General features: G+C 36.1%; 1 protein-coding gene. It reads left to right on the top strand.

Annotated elements, in window-relative coordinates; genetic code table 11:
- Window positions 1–59 precede the first annotated feature (59 nt).
- On the top strand, window positions 60–1,049 hold the full coding sequence (locus MSC25_RS20245; protein WP_039972569.1) for an IS30 family transposase: 990 nt from the start codon (window positions 60–62) through the stop codon (window positions 1,047–1,049).
- Window position 1,050 lies beyond the last annotated feature (1 nt).

Raw genomic sequence — 1,050 nt, 5'->3', positions numbered from 1 at the left:
GCCAGATTCAAGGTCGAAGTGCACCACCTTTACTAAACTATAAGTTCAGGAGGTGTGCCATGGGTACCCAATATTCACATTTATCTAACTTTGAACGTTGTCGTTTATTTGAGTGGTATCATTACCAAAAAAAATCAATACGTGAGGTGAGCCGATTATTAAATCGCTCACATAGCACTATTAGCCGAGAGCTAAAGCGTAATAAATATGATTATTACGTACCAACTTATTACCCTCATCCAGCTCAAATGTATTATGAAGTAAGGGTAAGGGAGAGAGCTAAGCGAGTTAAGCTTAAGTCTGTTGAAGCTCAACGCTATGTGGCAGATAAACTCAAACTTGGGTGGAGTCCTGAGATCATAGCTGGACGAATAAAATTTGATAAAACCTTACCCAGCGTATCTCACGAGGCCATTTATCAATATATATACAAGAATGAAACATCACTTATTGTATATTTAGCTAGGCAACATAAAAAGCGTAAGAAAAAATATCCAACCCGTAAAACGAAAACAGTTTGGGGTCAAAGATGTAGTATTTTAGACAGACCAGATGACATTAATCTCAGAAAAAACGTTGGGCATTGGGAAAGTGACTCTGTTGAATCTAGCGACAGAAAATGTGCGCTGAATGTGTTACTTGAACGAGTTTCTAGAGTGTGTCACATCACTAAATTATCATCTAAAAAAGCTCTAGCGACATCGAATGCAATATGTAAAAAACTATCTATTTACCCACCAAGCTCTTGTTTATCGATAACTTATGACAATGGCTCTGAAAATACGGAGTTTAAAAAAGTAGAAGCCATTTTGAAAAATAAATCTTATTTTTGTGAGCCTTATCACAGTTGGGAAAAAGGTGCTGTAGAGCAAATAAATGGGTTAATTAGAAGGTATTATCCGAAGAAAACAAACTTTAGCAAAGTAAGCCATCAGCAATTAAAAAAGGTAGAGGAGCAACTAAATAATCGCCCTAGAAAATGTTTAGGATTTAAAACACCAAATGAAGTCTATAATGAATTAGGTGGTGCACTTCCAATTAGAATCTAGG

This window comes from Pseudoalteromonas sp. 1CM17D, assembly GCF_023161805.1.
GTDB lineage: Bacteria > Pseudomonadota > Gammaproteobacteria > Enterobacterales > Alteromonadaceae > Pseudoalteromonas > Pseudoalteromonas atlantica.
This window is presented reverse-complemented; position numbering and strand designations above follow the sequence as displayed.

Coding starts and splice junctions, on each gene's coding strand:
- MSC25_RS20245 (WP_039972569.1), top strand. CDS start 60: ATGGGTACCCAATATTCACATTTATCTAACTTTGAACGTTGTCGTTTA.